This is a genomic window from Embleya sp. NPDC056575 (genome assembly GCF_042793325.1).
In the GTDB taxonomy this organism is placed as follows: Bacteria; Actinomycetota; Actinomycetes; order Streptomycetales; family Streptomycetaceae; genus Embleya.
The window spans coordinates 81698-98130 of record NZ_JBHTVA010000031.1; the positions used below are offsets into that span (position 1 = coordinate 81698).

The 16433-nt window shown below is 72.0% G+C and carries 14 protein-coding genes and 1 pseudogene; 7 read left to right on the plus strand and 8 right to left on the minus strand.

Features of this window, described 5'->3' with window-relative positions; all coding sequences use genetic code 11:
- Positions 1-279: 279 nt before the first annotated feature.
- The 3 genes from ACFRCG_RS24625 to ACFRCG_RS24635 all read right to left on the minus strand — a co-directional run bounded on the left by ACFRCG_RS24625 (position 280) and on the right by ACFRCG_RS24635 (position 4097).
- Positions 280-1347: a PI-PLC domain-containing protein gene (locus tag ACFRCG_RS24625; RefSeq protein ID WP_380034813.1), complete on the minus strand. Its 1068-nt coding sequence runs from the start codon at positions 1345-1347 to the stop codon at positions 280-282.
- 98 nt (positions 1348-1445) lie between these two features.
- Positions 1446-2693: a cytochrome P450 gene (locus tag ACFRCG_RS24630; protein ID WP_380034917.1), complete on the minus strand. Its 1248-nt coding sequence runs from the start codon at positions 2691-2693 to the stop codon at positions 1446-1448.
- A 45-nt stretch (positions 2694-2738) separates the two neighbouring features.
- Positions 2739-4097, minus strand: coding sequence for a glutamine synthetase family protein (locus ACFRCG_RS24635; protein WP_380034816.1), 1359 nt, complete (start codon positions 4095-4097; stop codon positions 2739-2741).
- A 194-nt stretch (positions 4098-4291) separates the two neighbouring features.
- Between ACFRCG_RS24635 and ACFRCG_RS24640 the strand changes: the two genes are divergently transcribed.
- On the plus strand, positions 4292-5107 hold the full coding sequence (locus tag ACFRCG_RS24640; RefSeq protein WP_380034819.1) for an acetoacetate decarboxylase family protein: 816 nt from the start codon (positions 4292-4294) through the stop codon (positions 5105-5107).
- Positions 5108-5170: 63 nt separating this feature from the next.
- On the opposite strand, the gene ACFRCG_RS24645 is transcribed toward ACFRCG_RS24640, so the two are convergent.
- Positions 5171-6634, minus strand: a complete 1464-nt coding sequence (locus ACFRCG_RS24645) for an APC family permease (protein WP_380034822.1) — start codon at positions 6632-6634, stop codon at positions 5171-5173.
- A gap of 194 nt (positions 6635-6828) precedes the next feature.
- On the opposite strand from ACFRCG_RS24645, the gene ACFRCG_RS24650 reads away from it, so the two are divergent.
- On the plus strand, positions 6829-7401 hold the full coding sequence (locus tag ACFRCG_RS24650) for a MarR family winged helix-turn-helix transcriptional regulator (protein ID WP_380034824.1): 573 nt from the start codon (positions 6829-6831) through the stop codon (positions 7399-7401).
- A 50-nt stretch (positions 7402-7451) separates the two neighbouring features.
- On the opposite strand, the gene ACFRCG_RS24655 is transcribed toward ACFRCG_RS24650, so the two are convergent.
- Both ACFRCG_RS24655 and ACFRCG_RS24660 read right to left on the minus strand, forming a co-directional pair.
- On the minus strand, positions 7452-8129 hold the full coding sequence (locus ACFRCG_RS24655) for a response regulator (RefSeq protein ID WP_380034827.1): 678 nt from the start codon (positions 8127-8129) through the stop codon (positions 7452-7454).
- Positions 8126-9346 carry a sensor histidine kinase gene (locus tag ACFRCG_RS24660; protein ID WP_380034830.1) on the minus strand — a complete coding sequence of 407 codons (1221 nt, stop codon included), beginning with the start codon at positions 9344-9346 and terminating at the stop codon, positions 8126-8128. Before ACFRCG_RS24660 ends, ACFRCG_RS24655 begins: the two co-directional genes overlap by 4 nt.
- Before the next feature lie 190 nt (positions 9347-9536).
- Between ACFRCG_RS24660 and ACFRCG_RS24665 the strand changes: the two genes are divergently transcribed.
- A complete protein-coding gene (locus ACFRCG_RS24665) occupies positions 9537-9920 on the plus strand; it encodes a DUF4259 domain-containing protein (RefSeq protein WP_380034833.1) in 384 nt (127 codons plus the stop codon).
- Positions 9921-9924: 4 nt separating this feature from the next.
- Here ACFRCG_RS24665 and ACFRCG_RS24670 read toward each other — a convergent pair whose 3' ends face one another.
- On the minus strand, positions 9925-10614 hold the full coding sequence (locus ACFRCG_RS24670; protein ID WP_380034836.1) for a gamma-glutamyl-gamma-aminobutyrate hydrolase family protein: 690 nt from the start codon (positions 10612-10614) through the stop codon (positions 9925-9927).
- Positions 10615-10726: 112 nt separating this feature from the next.
- A complete protein-coding gene (locus ACFRCG_RS24675; protein WP_380034839.1) occupies positions 10727-12265 on the minus strand; it encodes an aldehyde dehydrogenase in 1539 nt (512 codons plus the stop codon).
- A gap of 175 nt (positions 12266-12440) precedes the next feature.
- On the opposite strand from ACFRCG_RS24675, the pseudogene ACFRCG_RS24680 reads away from it, so the two are divergent.
- From ACFRCG_RS24680 to ACFRCG_RS24695, 4 genes and pseudogenes are all read left to right on the plus strand, one after another.
- Positions 12441-13908: pseudogene (locus tag ACFRCG_RS24680) on the plus strand (aldehyde dehydrogenase); the annotation flags it as partial.
- Positions 13904-14902: a catechol 1,2-dioxygenase gene (locus ACFRCG_RS24685; RefSeq protein WP_380034920.1), complete on the plus strand. Its 999-nt coding sequence runs from the start codon at positions 13904-13906 to the stop codon at positions 14900-14902. The pseudogene ACFRCG_RS24680 and the gene ACFRCG_RS24685, both read left to right, overlap by 5 nt.
- Positions 14899-15750 (plus strand): fumarylacetoacetate hydrolase family protein, encoded by an 852-nt coding sequence (locus ACFRCG_RS24690; RefSeq protein ID WP_380034923.1) that lies wholly within the window; start codon positions 14899-14901, stop codon positions 15748-15750. Before ACFRCG_RS24685 ends, ACFRCG_RS24690 begins: the two co-directional genes overlap by 4 nt.
- Before the next feature lie 56 nt (positions 15751-15806).
- Positions 15807-15995, plus strand: coding sequence for a ferredoxin (locus ACFRCG_RS24695; protein ID WP_380034842.1), 189 nt, complete (start codon positions 15807-15809; stop codon positions 15993-15995).
- The last annotated feature ends 438 nt before the right edge of the window (positions 15996-16433 follow it).

The following is a 16433-nucleotide window of genomic DNA, read 5'->3' on the forward strand; positions in this document are numbered from 1 at the left end:
ACCCCCGCGCTTCTCCCCCCCGGGGTCGGTTGGTGGGGTCGCCCCCCCCCGGGGGGGCGGCCCCCCCGGGCCCGCCGCGCCGGCGCGGCACGGTGGCCCACCTCCCGATACGCACGCGCTCCGGCGGGGCGACCCGCCGAAGCACCATCTCGTCGACCACCCGTTTCGGCACACCGTGGTGCTCGACCACGCCCGACCGGACACCAGGCGGTCGCCCGGCCGACTTTGCCCCGAGCCCGTCCGTGCCGCACGCGCCGCCGCGACGAGCCCCGGCGCCGGCTACCGCGCGTTCAGCTCGGCCACGATCGACGCCGGCGTATGGCCGCTCCCGTCCGACAGTCGATGGAAGTCGACCGCGACGAAGTTCGGGGCCCGACCCGCCGCCTGTTCGCACTGCTGTGCGATTCGATTTCTGAGCTTGGTCCCGTTGTCCAGGGCCGCGGTGCCCACCGTCGGCACGTTGCGGAAGTGGCTCATCACGAACAACCGGCGAAAGCCCGGTTCGGTGCGGTCCAACGGCACGTCCGACCAGCGGCTCGTACAGGCGAGGTCGTTGCCCAGGTCGCCCAGGCTCCAGTAGTTCTGCACGGTCCACGCCTTGTCGTACATCACCCCCAGGCTCGTCTTGTCCGACCGGTCGGAGAACATCAACAGCCGCTTGTTCGCGCCGACCAGGTCCGCCACCCTCGGCCAGCCGTTGTCGCGCACCCCGGCGGCGTCCGGGCGAAACAGCAGATCCGACAGGCCGCGCACCCGGCCGAGCGAGCCGCGCAGTTGCTCGGTGTCGACGTAGTCCTCCAGGAAGACGGTCACCACCTCCAGCGGATTCGCGGTCAGGAAGTCCACGACGGTCTGCATCGTGCCCGCGAAGCTCTGCCGGGGCAGTGCGTACGTCACTCCCGCGAACGCCTTGCAGTCGCCGTGGCACAGGTAGACGTCGCTCGGGTAGCAGTCGCTGCCGAAGCTGATCACGCACAGCGCGGTGCTGTGCTCGTACCAGTGTGTGTCGAGCATCAATCCGCGTACGCCGCCGGCCAACTGGGCGCGCACCGAATCGGATTGGTTTACCGAGGACCACCGGGAGTCCTCGTAGTTGGTGAACGAGTTGTGCGTGGTCAGTGAACCGACCTGATCCAGGCGGGCGTTGCCCCAGCGTTGCTCCGCGGCGGTGAGGGGTGCCGCGGCGCCGACGGCGGAGGCGGTCGCGGGGAGGAGGGCGGCCAAGAGGGCGAACACCACGACGAGCAGCCCGAGTCCGGGCCGGTTGATCGAGCGCGACCCACCGCGCGCGCCGCGGTGTTCGGGGGATCCGAGAGAGGCGGCCGAGACGCCGCCGGAAGAGTCCATGCCCCGGGAACGTACCGGGAATCCGCCACGATGTGACCCCCACGAACCGATCGGTCCGCGACCCTTTTCGGGCGAGTCGGCATCACGCATGCCGGTGCTCAGGCCAACGTCACCGTCACCGGAAGTTCCTTGATGCCGTTGACGAAGTTCGAGCGGACCCGGCGGACCTCGCCCGCCAGGCGGATGTCGGCGATCCGGGGGAGCAGTTCCTCGAACATGATCCGCATCTCCAGGCGGGCCAGGGCGTTGCCGAGGCAGAAGTGCGGGCCGCCCTTGCCGAAGGTGACGTGGTCGACGCCGCGTCGGGTGACGTCGAAGTCGTACGGGTTCTCGAACACCGCCTCGTCCCGGTTCCCGGAGGCGAACCACATCACCACCTTGTCGCCCTCGCGGATCCGCCTGCCGCCGACCTCGGCGTCCCGGGTCGCGGTGCGGCGGAAGTGGTAGACGGGCGAGGCCCAGCGCAGGAACTCCTCGACGGCGTCCGGCATCAGCGCGAGGTTGTCGCGCAGCAGCTCCAGTTGGGTCGGGTTGTCCAGCAGGGCCAGCATCGAGTGCGAGATCGCGTGTCGGGTGGTCTCGTTGCCGGCCACGACCAGGAGCAGGAAGTAGTTGTCGAAGTCGTGCCGCGACAGCGGCACCCCGTCGGAAGGGGTCCGGTTGACCAGCCGGCTGACCAGGTCGGTGCCCTCGCCGCCCCGGCGCCGTTCGGCCAACTCGCGTCCGTAGGCGAAGACTTCGAGTGAGGCCGGGCTGCGAAAGGGCAGGTCGCGATACCGCTCGCTGTCCGCGCTCTCCAGGAGTACGTCCGCGTAGTCCGGATCGGTGTTGCCGATGATGCGATTGCCCCAGTCGATCAGCTTCCCGGTGTCCTCGCCCGGCACGTCCAGCATCTTGGCCAGCACGTTGATCGGGAAGTCGGCGGAGACCTCGTGCACGAAGTCGAACGTGCCCTTGGCCAGCGCGTTGTCGAGGGTGCGGGCGGTCAGCCCGCGCAGGAATGTGCCGTAGTCGGCGATCGCGCGCGGCGTGAACTGCCTTTGCAGCAGCCTGCGCAGGGCGCCGTGGCGCAGGCCGTCCGTCTCCAGGAGCGAGCGGCGGATGGCGATCTGCGAGTCGTCGACCTCCTCCAGGTTGGTGAAGCGCGTGGAGGTGAAGGTCCGCGGGTCGCGGTCGACCGCGACGATGTCGGCATGCCGGGTCAGCGCCCAGAAGCCGCTGTTCGGCGCCGGTTCGGGCTGCCAGTGCACGGGATCCTCGCGGCGCAGCGTGTGGAACATGCGCCACGGCGTTTCGCCGTCGAGGAAGCGGTCGTTGTCCGCGAGGTCGATCTCGTCGAGCGGCATCGGCTCGGGCGTCGCCGAGGCGGTGGTGGGGCGCACGCGGGCTCCTCAGAGGTGGTGGGCGTACTCGGTGAACTCCCAGTCGGTGACGTGCCGGTGGAAGCGGGCGACCTCGTCGCGCTTGTAGGTGAGGAAGGCGTCGGTGAACTCCGCGCCGAGCAGCGCGACGAGCGCGTCGTCGGCCGCGAAGGCGTCCAGCGCCTCGGTCAGCGTCGCGGGCAGGATCGGCGCCTTGGCGGTGTCGTAGCCGTACCCCTCCAGCGGGGGTGGCGCCGTCGCCTTGTCGCGCAGGCCCAGATGCACCGCGGCGAGCAGCCCGGCGACGGCCAGGTACGGGTTCGCGCTCGCGTCGCCGAGGCGGATCTCCAGGCGTGCGCCGGCGCCGCGCTCGGGCGGTATCCGAACCATCGCGCTGCGGTTGTCCAGTCCCCAGTCGATCAGCCACGGCGCGAGTGTGTCCGGGCCGAGACGTTTGTACGAGTTGACCGTCGGGTTCAGCAGCGCGGCCAGCGCGGGGGCGTGGGCGAGTACGCCGGCGATGGCGTGGTGCGCGAGCGTGGACAGGCCGTGCGCCCCGTCGGGGTCGTCGAACGCGTTGGCCCCGTCCGGGTCCACGCAGCTCAGGTGCAGATGGAATCCGGAACCACCCTCGTCCGCGAAGGGTTTGGCCATGAAAGTGGCCAACCGCCCTTCCAGGCGGGCCAGTTCCTTGACCGACGCCTTGAAGCGGAAGGCCCGGTCGGCGGCGTCGAGCGCGTCCGAGTGGTGCAGGTTGATCTCGAACTGGCCCGAGCAGTACTCGTGGTTGCCGGTGGTGGCGCCGATGCCCAGCCTCCCGAGGTGGCGCAGGGTGCGCAGCAGGTGGCCGTCCGGGTCGCCGCGCCGGCCCGCGACGTAGACGTTGCCCGGCGCGTCGCCGTACCGCCGCCACCCGCCCCGGACGTCCGGATCCGGTTCGCACAGGAAGTATTCCAATTCGGGCCCGACCACCGGCCGCAGCCCGGTCTCGTCGGCCATGCGACGCAGCACGTCGCGCAGCACCGAGCGCGGCGCCTCGGCGGCGGGTCGCCCGGTCGCCGGGTCCACGGTGTCACCCAGACACCACGCCACGCCCGGCTCCCACGGGATGTCGACCAGGGTGTCCAGGTCCGGGTACACGCAGATGTCCGGCAACCCCGCGTCCATGCCACCGGCGACCACGACGGTCTCGCCCCGGGGCGTGGTGTGGAAGACCGCGCGACAGAAGGCCAGTCCGTGGGCGTGCACCGAGGGCAGGTGGTCCACCAGCACGTCGCGACCACGATCGGTGCCGATCAGGTCCGGGTAGGCGACCCGGACCACGTCGATGCCGCGCGCCCGCAGGTCGGCGACGATGTCGTGGACCCGGTCCGACTCGGATGGATTCACCGGATTCTCCTCGCACGGGATGGACGGCGGCGGCACGAGCCAATTCGTTTGAGCCCAAACCATATGGAGGTCGCAGGTGTCGCACAAGGGGTTGGACAAGCCTTTTACGCACGTGACAACGCGGGGTGGGAGGCATATCGTACGGACCCAAATGATTTGCCCGACTCGGCTTCGGGCTCGCAGAGGGAGGCGCCATGACCGGCGTACGCGGCGTACACGGTTTCTTCCACCCCAAGACCGGCACGGGCCGGTCCTCGATGATCCCCGCACCCCCGTGGCACTACTCCGGCGACCTGCTCACCGTCGAATACCGCACCGACCCCGCCCGGGTGGCCGAACTGCTGCCCCCGCAACTCGAACTCGCCGACGAGGATCCCGGCGCGGTCGCGCTGATCTGGGCCGACTGGCAGTCCTGCTCGGCCGGACGGGGCGAACTGCTCGACCCGGTGCGCGCGCAGTACAAGGAGTGCTTCGTGGTGGTGCGCTGCCGCTACGCGGGGGTGACCTACTCGCGCTGCGTGTACATCTGGGTGGACAAGGACTTCGCCATCGCGCGCGGGCTGCACCAGGGCTATCCGAAGAAGCTGGGCTCGATCCACCAGACCCGGCCGCACCCGTACGGCCCGGCCCCCCGGATCGAGGCGGGCGCGAGGTTCGGTGCCACCCTCGCCGCCGCCGACCGGCGCCTCGCCGAGGCGGTGGTGACGCTGCGCGAGCCCGCGCCGAGCAACGGCTTCGTCAACGGCCATCCGATGGCGCACCACCGCTGGTTGCCGTCGATCGAGCCGGGCGGGGGACTGGCCCTGGACGAACTGGTGGTCACCGGCGCCGAGTCCGCCGAGGGCGGGCAGGCGTGGGCCGGCGACGCGGAGCTGACCCTGTTCGAGGCGCCCACGGAGGAACTGGCCCGGCTGGAGCCGATCGAGCCGATCGGCGCCTACTACCGCCAGGTCGGCGTGGTCTGGAACGGCGGCACGCTGCTGGCGAGCGGCGCGTCGGGCACGGCGTAGGCCCCGCGGGAGCGCACGCGTGAAGGACCCTGCCGGCCGGCAGGGTCCTTCACATGTGCGCGGTCAGCCGCGCCCCCGACCGATGCCCGCGTATACGTGCGGTCGGGCCGCGCGCAGGTACAGCGCGAACAGCGCGCCGAGCACCCCCGCGCCGAGCACCAGCGCGGGCAGCACCCAGCGCAGCGCGGAGCCCGAGTCGACGCCCAGGAGTACGCCGAAGTTGTCCAGGGCGGCGACGAACACCACCGCGAGCAGCACCGCGGCGACGGCGGGCGCGGACAACCGGCTCCACACGCTCTCCCCGTCGGCGCCGTGTCGCAGGAAGAAGGCGATCACCGCGAGCGAGGTCAGCACCAGGAGCAACATCACGCCGAGCGCGCCCAGATTGGTGAACCAGTTGAACAGGGTCGCCATCGGGTCGCGGTCGAGCACGGCGAACACGATCACCACCGCCGCGGCGAGCCCGGTCTGGGTGGCCGAACCCAGGTGCGGGGAGTCGTTGCGCGGATGGGTGCGGCCCAGCGGGGTCGGCAGCACCCCCTCGCGGCCGAGCGCGAAGAAGTAGCGGGCGACCGCGTTGTGGAAGGACAACAGCGCGGCGAACAGGCTGGTGATCAGGAACACCTGGGCCACGTCGGCGAAACCCGAGCCGATCTGGTCACGGCCGAGCACGAAGATCAGGTTCGGCCCGTGCTCGCCCGCCGCCGCGACCGCCTTGTCGGTACCCGCGCCGCTGATCAGCGCCCAGGCGGTGATCGCGTACAGCACGCCGATCACGCCGACCGAGATGTAGGTCGAGCGGGCCACCGTGCGCCGGGGATCCCGGCACTCCTCGCCGTAGATCGCGGCCGACTCGAAGCCGGTGAAGGAGGCCATCACGAAGCAGAACGCCGCGCCCATCGAGCCGGTGGTCAGCGCGTCCCAGGAGAACGGGTGCGGCGACACGCCCTCGGGAGCGTGGCCGAACGCGCCGATGTCGAAGACCACTACGGTGATCGTCTCGGCGATCAGCAGCGCGGCCAGCACCCGCGCGTTGAGGTCGATCCGCAGGTAGCCGAGGGTGCCGACGATCGTGATGCCGACCAGGACGATCACCCACCAGTCGACGTGCCACCCGAGCTTGGCGTCCAGGAAGTCGGCCGTGGTGAAGCCGAACAGGCCGTAGATGCCGATCTGCATGGCGTTGTACGAGATCAGTGCGACGAACGCGGCGCCGAGGCCGGCCACCCGGCCCAGGCCCTGGGCCACGTAGGCGTAGAACGCGCCCGCGCCGGTGATCCGCCGGCTCATCGCCGCGTAGCCGACGCTGAAGACGGCGAGCAGGGCGGCCAGGACGAGGTAGGCCGCCGGTATGCCGGACGTCTCGGTGACCGCGAGGCTCTGCGGGATGCCGCCGGCGGCGACGGTGAGGGGGGCGGAGGCGGCCACCACGAAGAAGACGATGTGCGCGACGCCGAGCGAACCGCGGGAGGACACGGTCGGGTCGGGGCCGGAGGAGTTGTTCGTCGACGTTTGTCTGACTGCCATGTCCGGCGCCTCCGGGGATGGGGACGGGTGGGGACCGTGGGGCGGACGGAAGCCACTCGTTTGGGCCCGTACGACCTTTGGGTGCCGCCGATCGTACGGATGCAAACAGGTCCTCACAAGGGCTAGATTTCAAGGTGCACAGGGCGTATCGGGCCGGGGTCGGATACGCGCACGACTAGATAAGGCGGGGCACGTTGGTCGGCAAGCGGTCCATCACCGAGACGGAGAAGGCCGTTCAGGCCCGGCTGGGCGACATCCCGCTGCGGCGCGAGCAGATGGCCGCGGTGTCGAACATCTACCGGGCCGCCGCCGCGGTGCGCCAGCACCTGGAGAACTCGGTGCTGCGCGACGCCGAACTCACCTGGACCGCGTTCACGGTGTTGTGGGAGGTGTGGATCTGGGGGGAGAGCGAGACCCGGCACGTCGCCGAGGAGGCGGGCATCTCCAAGGGCACGCTCACCGGCGTCGCCCGCACGCTGGAGACGCGCGGGCTGCTCAACCGCACGGCGCACGCCACCGACGGCCGGCTCGTGCTGCTCTCGCTGACCCCCGCCGGCGAGGAGCTGATGGCCCGGGTCTTCCCGGCCTTCAACGCCGAGGAGGCGTTCGTCGCCGACGACCTGACCCCGGACGAATGCCTCACCCTGGCCGACGGCCTGCGCCGCATCGTGGCGCGGCTGGAGGCCAAGGGAGAGGAACGCCGCCAGGAACTCCTGGCCGGCGGCGAACCGAAGCCGAGGCGCGGGGGGCGACGGCCGAAGGGGTAGCCGGAGTCGGATCGGCCGGGCGCGGCGCGGGGTGGCCTGGTGCGGTGGGGTCAGCTTGGTGGTGTTACCAGGCCCGCCTCGTAGGCGGCGATGACGAGTTGTACGCGGTCGCGGGCGCCGAGTTTGGTCAGTAGTCGGCCCACGTTGGTTTTCGCGGTGGCGGGGCCGATGTACAACTCGGCGGCGATCTCGGTGTTGGTCAGGCCGCGTCCGACCAGGGTGAGCACCTCGCGTTCACGGTTGGTGATACCGGGCAGCGCGGCGTCCGGGCGGGTTACCCGGCTCGGGTCGCCGGCGGGTTCGGGGCGGCCGGCGAACTCGGCGATCAATCGGCGGGTGACGCTCGGCGCGATCAGCCCGTCGCCGCCGGCCACCACCCGGATGGCGGCGATGATGTCCACCAGCGCCATGTCCTTGACCAGGAACCCGGCCGCGCCCGCGCGCAGTGCGCCGTACACGTTCTCGTCGTCGTCGAACGTGGTCAGCACCAGGACCCGGGTGGCCGGGCACTCGGCGGTGATGATCCGGGTGGCCTCGATGCCGTCCATGCCGGGCATCCGGATGTCCATCACCACCACGTCCGGGCGCAGCGCGGCGGCCAGTTCGACGGCGCGCGTGCCGGTGCCGGCCTCGCCGACGACCTCCAGGTCGGGGAGGCCGGCGATGACCATGCCCAGGCCGGCGCGGATCAGTTCCTGGTCGTCGACCAGGACGACGCGGGTACTCACGCGGGCAACCTCGCCGCGACCCGGAAGCCGCCCTCGGGCCGTGCCCCGGCGCCGAATCGGCCGCCGACCAGGGCCACCCGCTCGCGCATCCCGGCGATGCCGAGGCCGGTGCCGCCGGACACCCCGAGCGGCGGCGGGCCGTCGCCGTCGTCGACCACCTCGATGGACACCTCGTCGGCCAGATACTCCACGGACACCCGACACCGCCGAGTGCCGGAGTGGCGCACCGCGTTGGTGACCGACTCCTGGATGATCCGGAACGCCGCCAGGTCGATCTCGGGCGGCAGCGGGCGGCGTTGCCCGTGCCAGGCCACGTCCACCCGTACACCTGCCGCCGCCGTGGTCGCGACCAACCGGTCGACTCCTTCCAGGCCCACCGCGGGCGCGAGCCGAGCGCCGTCCGCCCCGGCCTCGTCGTCGCCGTCCACCCGGCGCAGCGACACCAGCATCCGGCGCAGTTCGGCCAGGGTCTGCCGGCTGGTGGCCTCGATCGCGTCGAGCGCGGTGCGGGCGCCGGCCAGCTGCGTGTCCAGGACCAGGCTCGCCGCGCCCGCCTGGATCGCGATCACGCCGATGCTGTGCGCCACCATGTCGTGCAGCTCGCGGGCGATTCGCAGCCGTTCGGCCAGTACCGCGCGGGCGGCCGTCTGCCCGCGCAGGGCTTCGATGTGGTCGCGGCGCCGGCCGAAGGAGTCGCCGATCAGCCAGCCGATCAGCACCGTGGCGAGGCCGGCCGCGAGTTGGGAGAGCAGGTCGCCGACGGTATCGCCGTGGGATGCGCCGGCCCACCGGCCGACGAACACCGCGCCCCACACGGCCGGTACCAGCGCGGCCACGACGATGCCGGCGCGGCGCGGCGCACCGGCCGCGCACCGGCCGACCAGGACGGCGAGCGCCGGGAACAGCGGCCAGGCCCGGTCGCGCAGCACCAACACCGCGATCGACTCGGCCACCATGACCGCCAGCACCGGCAACGGCCGGTGGCGCAGCGGCCCCACCGGCAGCGCGAGCAGCACTGCCACGAGCGCCGCGCCCGACATCGCCCAGTGCGCGAAAGGTTCCCGTGTCGCGTACAGCAGCACGTGCAGCACGACCCACGCCGCGGCCATGCACAGGCCGAGTAGCGGGGCGAGGACGGCGCGGACGCCGGCGGGCAGGCCGGGCGGACGTGGCCGGCGCGGAGTACGCGGCGGTTCGAGCCGAAATGGTGTCGCCATCCGGGTCGGGATCGATATCGGGGGAGACGAGTTGTCTGCGGGCACCGGCCGATCGTAGCCGGCGGTGTGTGTGTCGAACGTCCGCCGCCGGGCGTACACCCGGGCGGCTACCCGGAGGCGGGCGGATGTCGGACGGGTCTGCTTCGCTCGGTGCGCCGCATCGAGCGGGTGGTCCGGACGAGGAGGAAACGTGGGTACGTGGGGCAGTGGCAACTTCGACAGCGATCCCGCCCATGAGCACTTGACGATGATCGTGGATCGGCTTGTCGACGAGGTCGCCGAGGTGATGGCGGCGGACGATCCGGTGCAGCTGGAGCCGGACGAGTACTGGGGTGTGGCGATCCCGTGCAATCTGGAGCTGGTGTGCGCGCTGTACGACGCCGGCTATGTCGCCGACAGCATGCCCGCCGCCGACGTGGTCGAGGGATGGAAGGAGACCTTCATGGGCGTCTGGGAGCGCACCATCGACGGTCTGGGGCCGTCGGAGCAGTGGAAGAAGGAGCGGCGGGAGATCCAGGTCGCCACGTTCGACCGTATGGTGCGGGCGTGCGCCGAGGTGGCCGACGGTCGATAGCGGGTTACCTCGTGGCCGCCTCGATCAGTGCGTCGAACAGGGCCTGTTGGGTCGGGTCGGTGGCGGCGGTGTCCTCGGGGTGCCACTGGATCGCGACGAACCAGCCTGCGGGGTCGACGAGTTCGACCGCCTCGACGATGCCGTCGGCGGCGGTACCGGTGACCCGGAGGCCGGGGGCCGGGCGGTCGATCGCCTGATGGTGGTAGCAGGAGACGTCCAGGTCCTTGGCGCCGGCGGCCCGGGCGGTGGTCGAGTCGGGGGTCAGCGTCACCTGGTGCACGACGTGGCGGTGGTGGACGGGCATGTCCTGGGACAGCGTGCCGCCCAGCGCCACGTTGACCACTTGGAGGCCACGACAGACGGCGAGGGTGGGCAGGCCGACGGCCAGTGCGTGGCGGGCGGCGGCGAGGTCGAAGGCGTCCTGGTCGGCGTCGACGTCGTACACCTCGTCGTGCGTGGTGTCCGCGCCGTAGGTGCTCGGCGCCAAGTCGCCGCCGCCGGGCAGCAGCAGGCCGTCGGCGCGGGCCAACCGGTCTGCGGCACCGCCGGGTTCGGCCGGGTGCATCATGAACGGCTCGCCGCCCGCCCGGTACACCGCCTCGGCGAGGGCGCGGGCGGTGACCTCGGCGGCGTAGCGCAGTGCCGACGCGGTGGCCGCGAACCGGCAGGGGAGGGCTATCAGAGGACGGGGCACGGGGGTCTCCGGAGGTGCGGCGGGACGGTGGCGCGCTGCGCGGTCGGGGCCGGCGGCCCGGCCGCTGGGGACCAACCGCCGTGCGGGTCGGGCGAGTTGCCGGACGGCCGGGTCACAGGCGGATCCAGGTGGTCTTGAGGTCGGTGTACTTGTCGAGCGCGTGCAGCGACTTGTCCCGGCCGTGGCCCGATTGTTTGACGCCGCCGAACGGGACGTTGAGGCCACCCTCCTCGTAGCAGTTGACCCAGACCGTGCCGGCGCGGATCGCCCGGGACAGGCGGTGCGCGGTGGAGAGGTCGGTGGTCCACACGCCCGCCGCGAGGCCGTACTCGGTCGCGTTGGCGAGTCGGATCGCCTCGTCCTCGGTATCGAACGTCAGCACCGCCAGCACCGGGCCGAACACCTCCTCGCGGGCGAGCGCCATGTCGGGGGTGACCCGGTCGAACACGGTCGGCTCCAGGTAGTGGCCCGGGCGATCGAGCCGGGCCCCGCCGGTGCGCAGCCGGGCGCCGGCGGCGTCGGCGCGGGCGATGTGGTCCCCGACCCGGGCCAGATGCTCGGCGGTCACCAGCGCGCCCATCGTGGTGGCCGGGTCGAGCGGGTCGCCGACGCGCAGCGCGCGGGCCCGGTCGACCACCGCGTCCACCACTTCATCGGCGATCGAGGAGTGCACGAGCAGCCGGGACGGCGCGGTGCACATCTCGCCCTGGTTGAAGAAGACGCCCCATGCGGCGCTTGCCGCGGCGGCCGGTAGGTCGGCGTCGGGCAGCACGATGTGCGGGGATTTCCCACCCAGTTCGAGCCAGACCCGCTTGAGGTTGGAGTCGGCGGCGTAGCGCAGGAAGTGCCGGCCGACGGCGGTGGAGCCGGTGAACGCGAGCACGTCGACGTCCGGGTGCAGGCCGAGGGCGCGGCCGGTGGTCGGGCCCTCGCCGGCGAGGACGTTGAACACCCCCGGCGGCAGGCCGGCTTCGCCGGCGAGGCGGCCCAACCGCAGCGCGGACAGCGGTGATTGCTCGGCGGGCTTGAGGACGACGGTGCAGCCGGCCGCCAGTGCCGGGGCGACCTTCCAGGCGGCCATGGTGAGCGGGAAGTTCCACGGGACGACCGCCGCGACCACGCCGACCGGTTCGCGGGTGACCAGGGCCAGGGCGTCGGCGGGAGTCTGCGGCGCCTCGTCGACCAGTTTGTCGGCGACCTCGCCGTACCAGCGGAACGTGGCCGCCACCGCGCGCAGTTCGATGTCGTACGCCTCGGTGATCGGCTTGCCCATCTCCAGCGAGACGGTCAGCGCGAGTTCGGCGCGGTGGGCCTCGACGGCGTCGGCGAGCCGGATCAGCGCCCGGCCGCGTTCGGCCGGAGCCAGTCGGGGCCAGGGCCCGGCGTCGAAGGCGCGGCGGGCGGCGGCGACGGCGAGGTCGACCTCGCGCTGCCCGGCTCGGGCGGGTTCGGCGAGGAGCGTGCCGTCGCGCGGGGCGATCACGGTGAAGGTGTCGCCGCCGCCGGGGTGGTCCTCGCCGTCGATGTGATGGACGGTTACGGGACGGAGGCGGTCGGCGCGTCGTAGCCAGTCGTGGTGGGTGGGGTGGTGGGGCGGGTCGCTCGGGCCACTCGGGCCACTCGGGTCGTTCGGGTGCGGGTGCTCCGTCATGGTGTGCGCTTTCGTCGGGGCGGTCGGCCGCGCGAGGCGACCGGACGGGCGGGGCCTTCGTGATTATTGTTTGGGGGCAAACGATACAACGCAACGACCCTCCTGGGAGAGGGCTTGACCGCCGTGTTCGGCGCCGACTAAATTGTTTGGGGTCAAACGATATGGAGGGGTATCCATGACCGAGGTCACCGTCGCGGGCGTCACCGTCGACACCCGGCACTGGATCGGTGGCGAGCGGGTCGGGTCCGCGGACACCTTCACCGACGTCTCGCCGATCGACGGCGCCGTGCTCGGCGAGATCGCCCGGGGCGGGCGCGCCGAGGCCGACGCGGCCGTGGCCGCCGCCCGCGCCGCCTTCCCCGGGTGGGCCGCCACGCCGCCCGTCGAGCGGGCCCGGCTGCTGCACGCCGTGGCCGACGGCGTCGAGGCCCGGCTCGCCGAGTTGGCGATCGTCGAGACCACGGACAACGGCGCGCTGCTTCGCTCGCACCTGTGCGGGGTGATGCCCCGGGTCGCGCACAACTTCCGCTTCTTCGCCGACTGGCTGACCGACTCGCTCGGGCACGGCGACTTCGACACCCGGGGCCACGAGAACCGGGTCTCGTGGGATCCGGCCGGGCCGTGTGTGCTGATCACCCCGTGGAACGCACCGCTGATGCTGGCCACCTGGAAGGTGGCCCCGGCGCTCGCGGCCGGCAACACCGTCGTGCTCAAGGCCGCCGAATGGACCCCGCTGACCGCGTCGCTCCTCGCCGACATCACCGCCGAGGCGGGCCTGCCGGCGGGCGTGTTCAACGTGGTCCAGGGCTACGGCGAGGAGGTCGGCGCCGCGCTGACCGCACACCCGGACGTGCGCCGGATCAGCTTCACCGGCTCGGTCCCCACCGCCCGGCACATCGGCGCCGCCGCAGCCGCGAACCTCACCCCGGTCAGCCTCGAACTCGGCGGCAAATCACCGCTGTTGATTTTCGCCGACGCCGACCTGGACCTGGCCGTGGAGTTGGCCGTCGAACAGTACGACAACGCCGGCCAGGTCTGCCTGGCGGCCACCCGGCTGCTCGTCGACGCCGCCGTCGCCGACGAGTTCACCGCGCGGTTCCTGGCGAAGGCCCGCACCCTGGTCCAGGGCGATCCGCGCGATCCGGCCACCGACATGGGACCCAACATCCACCCGGAACACCTCGCCCGGGTCGACGGCTTCGTCCGCCGCGCGCTCGAGGCCGGTGCCAAGGCCCTGCTCGGCGCCGGCCCCCACACCGGGCTGGGCGGACCGTACTACCGCCCCACGCTGCTCACCGACGTCGCCCAGGACGCCGAGATCGTCCAGGAGGAGGTGTTCGGCCCGGTGCTGACCCTCCAGACCTTCACCACCGAGGACGAGGCGATCACCCTCGCCAACGACACCCGATTCGGGCTGGCCGCGACGTTGGTGACGGGAAGTCGGGAGCGTGCCCGCCGGGTCGGCGCACGGCTCGTCGCGGGCACGGTGTGGGTCAACTGCTTCTTCGTCCGCGACCTGCGGGCGCCCTTCGGCGGCGCGCGGCAGTCGGGCGTCGGCCGCGAAGGCGGCACCTGGAGCTTCGACTTCTACTGCGACGTCAAGAACACCGTGACCTCGCCGAACGGATGGCACTGACCATGGGAGAGATCGTCGGCGCGGGCATCCTGGCCCACTCGCCCACCATCATGCTGCCTCGGGACGTGCGGCACGAGCTGAACGAGGGACGGGAGATCAGCCTGGTCCCGGCCCTGGCCCGGCTGCGCGCCGAGGTGTTCGAACGGCTCGACTACGACACCGTCGTGGTCTTCGACTCGCACTGGGCGACCACCGTCGAGTTCGTCATCGCCGCCCAGGCGCACCGCGCCGGGTTGTACACCTCCGAGGAACTGCCGCGCGGCATGCGGCAGATCCCCTACGCCTTCCCCGGCGACCCGGAACTGGCGCACACCACGGCCGGGTTCGCGGCCGGGCACGGCACCTGGATCACCCCGATCGAGGATCCGTTCCTGCCGATCCACTACGCCACCGTCAACCTGTGGCACCACCTGGGCGTACCCGGCAAACGCTGGATGGGCATCGGTTGTTGCCAGACCGCCGACGTCGAGGACAACCTGCGGCTCGGACGGGCGCTCGCCGACGGCATCGCGGCCATCGACCGCAGGGTGCTCCTGATCGCGTCCGGGGCGTTCTCGCACACGTTCTGGAGCCTGCGCGAACTGCGCGACCACGAGGCATCGGACCCGGTCCACGTGCGCACCCCGCAGGCGCGCGCCGCCGACGAGCAGCGCATCGCCTGGATGGAGCGCGGGGACCACGCGAGCGTACTCGCGGGCATGCCGGACTTCCTGCGCCACAAGCCCGAGGCCCGTTTCGGGCACTACCTGATGATGCTCGGCGCGCTCGGCGAGGAGCGCTGCACCGCGCCGGGGCGGCTGGTCGGCGACTACGAGAACGCCACCGGCACCGGGCAGGCACACGTCTGGTTCGACCGACCGGCGGGCGGCTGGACGGCGCCCGGCCCGCACACCTCCCGAGTCGGCGACCCCACCTCCCGGACCGCCGACCCCCGCTCCCGGGTCGCCGACCCCCGCTCCCGGGTCGCCGACCCCCACACCTCCCGAGGACGAGCCGAATGACCACCTCCGAGTACCGCCGCATCCTGCTCGACGGCGCCGTCGTCGAGGTCGTCCGCGAGGGCGCCGAACTGGTCGCCGCCGACGGCCGACGGATCAAGGCCGCCGACGCGCACCATCTGCCGCCGATCACACCGGGGAAAATCGTCGCGGTACACCTCAACCACCGCAGCCGGGTGGAGGAGTTCGGCACCTCGCTGCCGCCCGCGCCGACCTACTTCCACAAGCCGACCTCGTCGCTGAACGCGCACGGCGGTGCGGTGGTTCGCCCGGCCGGGTGCAAATACCTCAACTACGAGGGCGAGATCGCGATCGTGATCGGCCGTACCTGCCGCAACGTCGCCCCCGCCGACGCGGGCGCGTACATCCGCGGCTACACCCTCGCCAACGACTACGGCCTGCACGACTTCCGGGACACCGACGCCGGTTCCATGTTGCGGGTCAAGGGCTCCGACACGCTGTGCCCGCTCGGCCCCGGTCTGGTCGAAGGCTGGGACTTCCGCGGCAAGGCGCTGCGCACCTACGTCAACGGCGTGATGGTGCAGGAGGGTTCCACCGACGAGATGGAGTGGGACATGCACTACCTCGTCGCCGACATCGCCCGCACGATCACGCTCGACCCCGGCGACGTGCTCCTGTCCGGCACCCCGGCCGGCTCACGTCCCGTACAGCCGGGCGATGTGGTCGAGGTCGAGGCGGATGGTCTGGGCCGGTTGACCAACCACATCGTCACCGGCCCGACCCCCGTCCGTACCGACTGCGGCGCGCAGCCCACCGAGTCCGAAGAGGTGCGCTCCACGGCCCTCGGTGGCGACTGGGAGCTGCGCGGAATCCGCGCGCCCAGGCGGTGAGTCGCCCGTCCATCGGCTCGGCCGCCCACCTCATTCGATCGGAAGGGACCACGACCGTGAAGGTCATCGTCGACGCGGACCGGTGTCGGGACCACGGGCAGTGCGTGTTCTCCGCGCCCGAGGTGTTTCGGATCAACGACGCCGGACGCCTGGAGTTCGTTGCCGAACCGGACGACACGTTGCGCGACGCGGTCGAGGACGCCGCCCTCGTCTGCCCGTTGCAGGCCATCACCATCGAGGACTGAGCGATGAGCGGGTGTCGGGCGGATCGTCCCTGTCGTACGCGGGGCTGGTGGTGGCCACCGGACCGCGTGCGCCGGCAGGACTGCCCGGGGCCGGCGGTGGGGCGACACGTGATGCGCACCCTCGACGACGCGCGCGGGCGGCCGTGGCCGCGACTTCGCAGCCGATGAAGCCCGCGCGCTGACCGCCCACCTGTCCGACGCCGCCCCGCCCGACGCCCCCCCTTCGCCACGCCGTCCGCCTTCTGGTCCGGACCGGTACGAGGACCGCCTCCGGTCCTACGGCGCCCGCCCTCGGCACCGCCGACATCCGCCTCCTCGAAGGCACGTGGACCACCGCGCCCGCGCCACCCCTTCGTGTCGAAGAGCACGGAGCCGTCCGGTTCCCACTTGAAGTCGTAGCCGTCGCCGTGCGTACGCCCGCGCCGTCCCGCAGGCCCG

Coding starts and splice junctions, on each gene's coding strand:
- ACFRCG_RS24640 (WP_380034819.1), top strand. CDS start 4,292: ATGACCGGCGTACGCGGCGTACACGGTTTCTTCCACCCCAAGACCGGC.
- ACFRCG_RS24685 (WP_380034920.1), top strand. CDS start 13,904: ATGGGAGAGATCGTCGGCGCGGGCATCCTGGCCCACTCGCCCACCATC.
- ACFRCG_RS24630 (WP_380034917.1), bottom strand. CDS start 2,693: ATGCCGCTCGACGAGATCGACCTCGCGGACAACGACCGCTTCCTCGAC.
- ACFRCG_RS24690 (WP_380034923.1), top strand. CDS start 14,899: ATGACCACCTCCGAGTACCGCCGCATCCTGCTCGACGGCGCCGTCGTC.
- ACFRCG_RS24645 (WP_380034822.1), bottom strand. CDS start 6,634: ATGGCAGTCAGACAAACGTCGACGAACAACTCCTCCGGCCCCGACCCG.
- ACFRCG_RS24675 (WP_380034839.1), bottom strand. CDS start 12,265: ATGACGGAGCACCCGCACCCGAACGACCCGAGTGGCCCGAGTGGCCCG.
- ACFRCG_RS24660 (WP_380034830.1), bottom strand. CDS start 9,346: ATGGCGACACCATTTCGGCTCGAACCGCCGCGTACTCCGCGCCGGCCA.
- ACFRCG_RS24625 (WP_380034813.1), bottom strand. CDS start 1,347: ATGGACTCTTCCGGCGGCGTCTCGGCCGCCTCTCTCGGATCCCCCGAA.